Raw genomic sequence first — 7,013 nt, forward strand, 5'->3', positions numbered from 1 at the left:
GCTAACACAGCGCAATGCCCAGGAAAATTTAATATTAACTCCTGGAAAGACTTGGGTTAATCGCATCTGTTCAAGCTAACTATATTTTGCAAACCTTCCACTAATCTATCTATACCTTCTTTTGCTGTCTGTTGTTGCAGCGCCCCATAAGCAACGCGTAAATAGCAGCCATTATCTATGCCAAAGGTTGTACCTGGAATAACTGCCACTTTATATTCTTGAATGAGTTTTTTAACTAATTCAAAAGCATCAATTTGGGTATAAACTTTCAAGAAAAAATAAAAAGCGCCATTGGCGGGTGTAATAATACATAAATCTTGGAGACGGTTGAGCGAGTTTAGTACTACTTGTCGTACTTGAGCGATCGCTCCAATATTTTCCTTGAAATACTCTTGTTTTGCCTGCAATGCTCCTAAAGCTGCATATTGGGAAATTACTGGTGGACAAATTAAAATTGTATCCTGGACTTTTTTAACGGCGACAAGTAAGTGTTTGGGAATTACCATGTAGCCAATGCGCCAACTTGCAAAACCGTAGGCTTTGGAAAGGCTATAGAGAGAAATAGTGTACTTGCTACTACCAGCAAATGCAGCAGGTGAAATATGTTTTACTCCGTCATAAGTGAAGTATTCATAGGCTTCATCGCTGATGTGATAAATGCTACGATTTCTACAGATTTCATTTACCTGGCGCAATGTTGTTTCACTGTAGACAACCCCAGTGGGATTATTCGGTGAAATGGTTACCACAGCACGGGTTTTGGAAGTAATTGCTTGAGAAATCGCTTCTGTTTGCAATTGGTAATTTTCATCCGTTTCCACTAACACCGGACGACAACCAGCCATTGCGATCGCCATTTCGTGGTTGAAATAGTAGGGTGTATTTAAAATAACTTCGTCGCCTGGGTTGGTGATCGCTAGAATGGCATTCATAAATCCCATATTGCTCCCCGCAGTCACGACGATGCAGTTGTGCTGATTGATTTCGATACCATTGAAAGCTTGCAATTTTTCTGCAAGTGCTGTCAGTAACGGCGGAATTCCTTCAACTGATTTATATAGATGATTCGCAGGTTCGGCGAGAAATTTCGGCAAAAACTCTATTGTTTCCAGTGGAGGGCTATAATAAACAACACCTTGTCCTAAAGAGATTGTTCCAGGAGAATTTTTAATCAGCTCCCCAACCACAGGAATAATCGGCGACTGTATTGCCTGCATACGAGAGGTTAGGGATTCCATGTTTCCATGTCCAAGGTGACTATAGTATCTTTTGCTGGAGAAGAACCGACTAGTCGTGATATTTATTTAAGCGATCGCAACTAGTCGGACGTTGTTCTATCAAGTTATTTGTTGCCTAATTGCTTCAAGTCAATTTCAGCCACTTTGTCTTGCATGACTATGAAATAATCTGCTATACTGCAAACTCATTTTTAATTAGAAATCTTGTTTTTTTGACCAGCTACCTCGTGGGTTATCCTCTCGTGGTTTGGCTTTGTTAACTCTCAATTGACGACCCATCCATTCTGCACCATCTAATTCGGTTATGGCTGCGTCTTCTTGAGCATCTTCATTCATATCAACAAAGGCAAAGCCCCGCAGTCGTCCTGTTTCCCGGTCAGTAGGCAAGACAACTCTTTTGACCTCGCCGTAGTCTGCAAACGCTGCTCTTAAGTCTGCTTCAGTAGCGCGGTAGGAGAGATTTCCAACGTAAATAGTCATGTGAGATTGGGTAATTTTCAATAAAAAGCGATTAGTTCAGCTGAAAACAGATTTAACAAAATTGCAAATATTGCATATTCCTCTCTGATTCAACAAGAGTTTAGTGAATGTTTGAGGGGAGCAGTAAATCAGGTAAGATTGGCTGAACTTCCGCATACGCTCATATAATAACTGATTGTGACGTTTTTCAAAGTACGAGATTTTACAAACTCTGATTACATAAAATCAATATTTCTCACCCCCCACAGTCTTTAATTCCTCTATAAATAAAGACCCAAAGGGACACTGACAAGGTAGGGTGAGCTGGTTTGTCACAAAACAGTAGACTTCTTGCATAAATCAAAAAAAGAACCCCAAAGAGCCTTTGACTTACATCAAGGTCTCCCCTTTTTGCCTGCGGGGAGGGGCTAGGGGTGGGGTGTTAGAAAACTTTTGCAAGAGGTCTAATTAACTCAATTGGCGATTACCCAAGAATTTAGTCAATCGCAATTCGCTGAGGCCCAGTGGCTTTGCCATTATTTGCCTCCGTTGTGTTGGAAGTGTAACTATTTGGGTAGATTTGTTGATCTAACCAGCTTTTAACGGGATCGTCTCCCAGATTGAGTCGAAGCACACCAGAGAATAACCCACCAAGAAATGACACTGGGTGCTGAGTAAATTCTCTGAATATAGGTGACAATTCATCAATGAACATTAAAAGTCTCCTGGTTTTGGGCTCAAAAATTATTACTTATTAATCAATCGTAACGTGTTAGGGAATGGGGCATTGGGCATTGAAAGTGTGGGAGGTGTGGGGAAAAATCTTTCCCGCCTCTCTCCCGACACTCCCCATCTCCCCTTATGAGCTTGGTTCCCGGTCGGGAAACATACATTTATCAGAGTCACAACCGCTAGGGCCAGCCTCTGTCATTTCCCCTAAATCGTAGCGGCTTAGGACTCCACAGAAATCATCTGTTTTGCGCCGTGCTTTTACTTCTTGAGTTAAGCGATCATAAATTGCTTTATCTATTGGTTCAAACGGCAAACGTGGGAATGATTGCAAATCGTCAAAGCGGGCTAAAAGAGCTGCGGAAATATATCCTTCATCGTTCTGGATACTTTGGTAAATGCGCTCTGCAAGGCTTTCGACTTCATCAGAGCGGAGTTCTAAGGTTGCCGATGTGTTGTGAGTTACATAAGAACGCTGAACCTGGAGGACAAAATCGAACTGGGCTAGGACTGAAAACTTAGAAATATCAATTTTATCAGCCCCAGGTAAATCAGCCCAAGGTACAGAAACGGGGATTTCCACAAGCCATTCACTGACGCGTGGATCGAAGGGATCGTTGAGTAAATTGCCTTGTTCATCTTTGTCTGATTGCGAAGGAATAACGTTGTAACCATAGTCAATGCAGGCTAAAGCTACGGGGTCATTTTTGCCGAAGGTGATGCGGCGAATAAATCTTTGGGCTTTGGGAGGATGCCATCCGGAACTTGCATTAGTTAATAAAGCCTTAGTACCGCTCGGTTGAACTGTAGTGCAGCGATTTGGACGTTTGAGATTGTGGCGATCGCAATAATCCCAAACAACTCGATGCACAGTATCTTTCCAAAAACTTAAATATTTCTCTTCTTCGTGCTTAAAAGCTAATCCTTCGGAAGTTGCAGGTCTTCCTTCTGACCACCACCGCAGCCAATCAACACCAAAGGCATGGACAAAGAAATCAAATAAACCTGTAAAAGAAACTCCAACTATTGGGTCTATTTCACGACTGTATTGATAGCGTGAATCCAGAAATTTGTGATTTAAAAGTGCGGCTACAGATAGCGCCCCAGCAGTGAAAGCCTCCTCTTGTTCTTTGTAGTTATATGGGTCAATTTGATTGAGGTGAACCTCAGACAAATTACAGTGGAAATTAGAGCCGATGATTTCCAATTTTGTTATCCTAAAGGCTTTTTATCCTCTAGTTCTACTGCTTGATTATTTGCAGTAGCTCCGCGTACATTTTGCATATGTGACTTCATTAATAAAAGTACTTTTTACATATGTCCCCGCACTCTTGGAGAGATTATATTCTAGAGAACAATTTTCGGTTTCATCTAGTTTCACTCTCTACGCTGTACGGTGTCAAAGGCTTTTTACTTCCTTTGATTACCACGGGATTAGCATCTCAGCTTTCCCCGTTTTTGCGAGGTTTTTAACGTGAGGCAAAATCAATTACCACACGGATTTAGCCCATAGCGAGCCAAACGATGTTCTAGCTCTTTAGCATCAAGCTGAGGATAGCGTTCTTGAAACCATTGTTTCGCTGTTCCTTGTTCATAAGCTTTCAAAAAATCAATTTTTAAAGCTTGTGTTGGCAACAAATCTATATTTGCTCTGGCTACAGCTTCACCAGCCCATTGAATCGCACCTTCACCACTGTAATATTGTTTGCGGACAGCATCAATACATTCTTTTAATGTCGGCTTGCGGTGAAAAACTCTAGTATGATTTGCCATTCTCAAAGCATCACGCTCTGGATCGATTCGCCAGTTGCCTTCTTTATCCTGTTGCCATAAGTTATCTTTGGCTGTTGCTCCCAAGTGATCGCCAGAATCAAACTGACGCATCCCCGCACTTCTTCTAATATTGCCAGCAACAATTGTCACAGCCGCTTGATCGATTAACAAACAGCATTCAACTGAATTTAATTGTCGCCCTTTAGCTTTATTCAGGATGGATGCACAACCTTGATAAAGTCCTGGCAATTTTACAGGATTAGCAACTCCGCCAAAGCCGTTAAGAGTTTCTCCAGCTTTGCGAACATCGCTGATATCAACTAATACTTCAACATCTGCCGAAAAACGTTCGTTAGTGGAGAGTTCTAGGAGGGTTTGATATGATTCAACCCACCCCTCACGGCTATCTCCAACCTGGATAGTAACCTTGTTGCCTTGTATATGTGTTTGTGTATATTCCCGACGCTCAATTTTAACAGTACTACCAATTTCACCTTCTACAGTGACGTTCAAGTGGTTACGGATGGGTGGCAACTGGTTAATATATTGTGGTTCTAGGATGGCTCCAGTACCACAGCCCATCATTGCCAGATCCATCATTAATCCGAAAGCACTCCAGTCTTCTAAATTGGTGGAAGTGCAATTATAACCCCCGGAAAAATTCTTTGGTTTGGTTATCCAATCTGTACCACCAACCCATAACCAGCGGCCACTAGGCATAGCTTTCAAGCTGCGCTGCATCCGTTCTAGTATGGCAACTTCTTCTCTTGCGAGTTTCCCTAACTCGATTAAGCCTTGTAAAGTGCGATCGCATACCTCATCCCATGTTTCCCTCAACCCTGCCTTAGTACGGCGGCTATAGGTTCTAAAGAATACAGGATTAGCAGCAGGAGCAGTCTCTGGAAACCCTCTGCTCTGGCGTTTTGTTTCGAGCTTTTGAACCATAAATCAAGTCTTGTTGCGTGCGAACAGATTATGACTATACGCCAACTAAATTTAGGATTAAAGATTGTCAAATTGTCCACTTTACGCTAGCGCTACGCCGTGCTAATTGCAACATAACTTCATGATATATAATATTCATCACTCCTAAGTAGAGTTGATCTACCAAGTTTTAATTATTGCAAATACTTTATAAGTAAATTTTCTCTCTATCTTGAGGCTGATTGTGACTTATACAAGCTTGCGATCGCTCGGCGTAGATCCTGATTCTCTCACCTGAATTGCTGTCAACACTCATTCACGAAGCTCCAAGGTGTTACGAATGAAGCTCAAAGACTCATCAACGAAGCTCCGAGGTTCATTAATGAAGCTCAAAGACTCATTCACGAGTATCGAAGACTCGTCCGCGAGTATCAAAGGCTCGTCCACGAGTATCAAAGACTCATTCACGAGTATCAAAGACTCATTCACGAGTATCAAAGACTCGTCCGCGAGTATCAAAGGCTCGTCCACGAGTATCAAAGGCTCGTCCACGAGTATCAAAGGCTCGTCCACGAGTATCAAAGACTCGTCCACAAGTATCAAAGACTCATTACAGGAATTTTCATTTACTTAAATCACACTCTTGCCTTCTTCTTTGCGCCTCTACGTCTTTGCGTGAGACAAAAATCTTTCAGTAATTACGAACTTGTACTGAGCGTAGCCGAAGTATTACGAATTACGTATTACCCTATCAAGACTTGCACTCACACTTTCAGCATCCGGTGACTTCAATCGCTGCAAAATCTCTAAAGCTGGTTGCAAATAGGATATTGCTTTAGTGTATTCACCCTGCTGTTCTGCCAAATGTCCTAACCACCGCAGAGTCATTGCTTTGCCTTGGACATAACCAATGCGTTCAGTTATTTCCAAAGACTGATTGTAAAATGCGATCGCTTCATCCACTTCCCCTTTATTGGCGTAGAGAATTCCCAGTTAGTGCAACGTCACCGCTTTCCCTTGAACATTTTACGAATTACGCATTACCCTATCAAGACTTGCACGCACACCTTCAGCGTGTGGTGACTTCAATCGCTGCAAAATCTCTAAAGCTGGTTGCAAATAGGATATCGCTTTAGTGTATTCACCCTGTTGTTCTGCCAAACCTCCTAACCACCACAGAGTCATTGCTTTGCCTTGGACATTACCAATGCGTTCATTTATTGACAAAGACTGATTAAACAGTGCGATCGCTTCATCCACTTCCCCTTTGTTAGCGTAGATCATTCCCAGTTGGTGCAACGTCGCCGCTTTGCCTTGGACATTACCAATGCGTTCTTCTATTGACAAAGACTGATTGTAGAGTGCGATCGCTTGATCCACATCCCCTTTGTCGGCGTAGATACCTGCCAGTTGGTGCAACGTCGCCGCTTTGCCTTGGACATTACCAATGCGTTCTTTTATTGACAAAGACTGATTGTAAAGTGCGATCGCTTGATCCACATCCCCTTTATTAGCGTAGATACGTGCTAGTTGGTGCAAGGTTGCCGCTTTCCCTTGGACATTACCAATGCGTTCTTCTATTGACAAAGACTGATTGTAGAGTGCGATCGCTTCATCCACTTCCCCTTTGTTAGCGTAGATCATTCCCAGTTGGTGCAACGTCGCCGCTTTGGTTTGGACATCACCAATGCTTTCAGTTATTGACAAAGACTGATTGTAGAGTGCGATCGCTTGATCCACTTCCCCTTTGTTGGCGTAGATACCTGCTAGTTGGTGCAAGGTTGCCGCTTTCCCTTGGACATTACCAATGCGTTCTTCTATTGACAAACACTGATTGTAGAGTGCGATCGCTTGATCCACATCCCCTTTATTAGCGTAGATCATTCCCAG

Annotated in this window: 5 protein-coding genes and 1 pseudogene; all 6 read right to left on the reverse strand. The window is 42.6% G+C overall.

The genetic code is table 11. The annotated features are described in order from the left end of the window. Positions 1 to 56 precede the first annotated feature (56 nt). The gene (locus tag FCR06_RS17930; protein ID WP_138502059.1) at positions 57 to 1,238 is read right to left on the reverse strand and encodes a pyridoxal phosphate-dependent aminotransferase; all 1,182 of its coding nucleotides are present in this window, start codon (positions 1,236 to 1,238) and stop codon (positions 57 to 59) included. 195 nt (positions 1,239 to 1,433) lie between these two features. Further along, complete coding sequence (locus tag FCR06_RS17935; RefSeq protein WP_138502061.1) at positions 1,434 to 1,718, reverse strand: RNA recognition motif domain-containing protein; 285 nt, start codon at positions 1,716 to 1,718, stop codon at positions 1,434 to 1,436. 475 nt (positions 1,719 to 2,193) lie between these two features. Next, positions 2,194 to 2,412 carry a hypothetical protein gene (locus FCR06_RS17940; RefSeq protein ID WP_138502063.1) on the reverse strand — a complete coding sequence of 73 codons (219 nt, stop codon included), beginning with the start codon at positions 2,410 to 2,412 and terminating at the stop codon, positions 2,194 to 2,196. Positions 2,413 to 2,556: 144 nt separating this feature from the next. Next, positions 2,557 to 5,144 (reverse strand): annotated as a pseudogene (gene nrdJ / locus FCR06_RS34805) (ribonucleoside-triphosphate reductase, adenosylcobalamin-dependent). A 708-nt stretch (positions 5,145 to 5,852) separates the two neighbouring features. Further along, on the reverse strand, positions 5,853 to 6,116 hold the full coding sequence (locus FCR06_RS32745) for a tetratricopeptide repeat protein (RefSeq protein ID WP_223280182.1): 264 nt from the start codon (positions 6,114 to 6,116) through the stop codon (positions 5,853 to 5,855). A 33-nt stretch (positions 6,117 to 6,149) separates the two neighbouring features. Continuing rightward, on the reverse strand, positions 6,150 to 7,013 hold an 864-nt coding region (locus tag FCR06_RS17960), incomplete at its 5' end, for a tetratricopeptide repeat protein (RefSeq protein WP_189523472.1).

Source organism: Nostoc sp. PA-18-2419 (genome assembly GCF_005869855.1).
In the GTDB taxonomy this organism is placed as follows: domain Bacteria; phylum Cyanobacteriota; class Cyanobacteriia; order Cyanobacteriales; family Nostocaceae; genus Nostoc.

Coding starts and splice junctions, on each gene's coding strand:
- FCR06_RS17940 (WP_138502063.1), bottom strand. CDS start 2,412: ATGTTCATTGATGAATTGTCACCTATATTCAGAGAATTTACTCAGCAC.
- FCR06_RS17935 (WP_138502061.1), bottom strand. CDS start 1,718: ATGACTATTTACGTTGGAAATCTCTCCTACCGCGCTACTGAAGCAGAC.
- FCR06_RS17930 (WP_138502059.1), bottom strand. CDS start 1,238: ATGGAATCCCTAACCTCTCGTATGCAGGCAATACAGTCGCCGATTATT.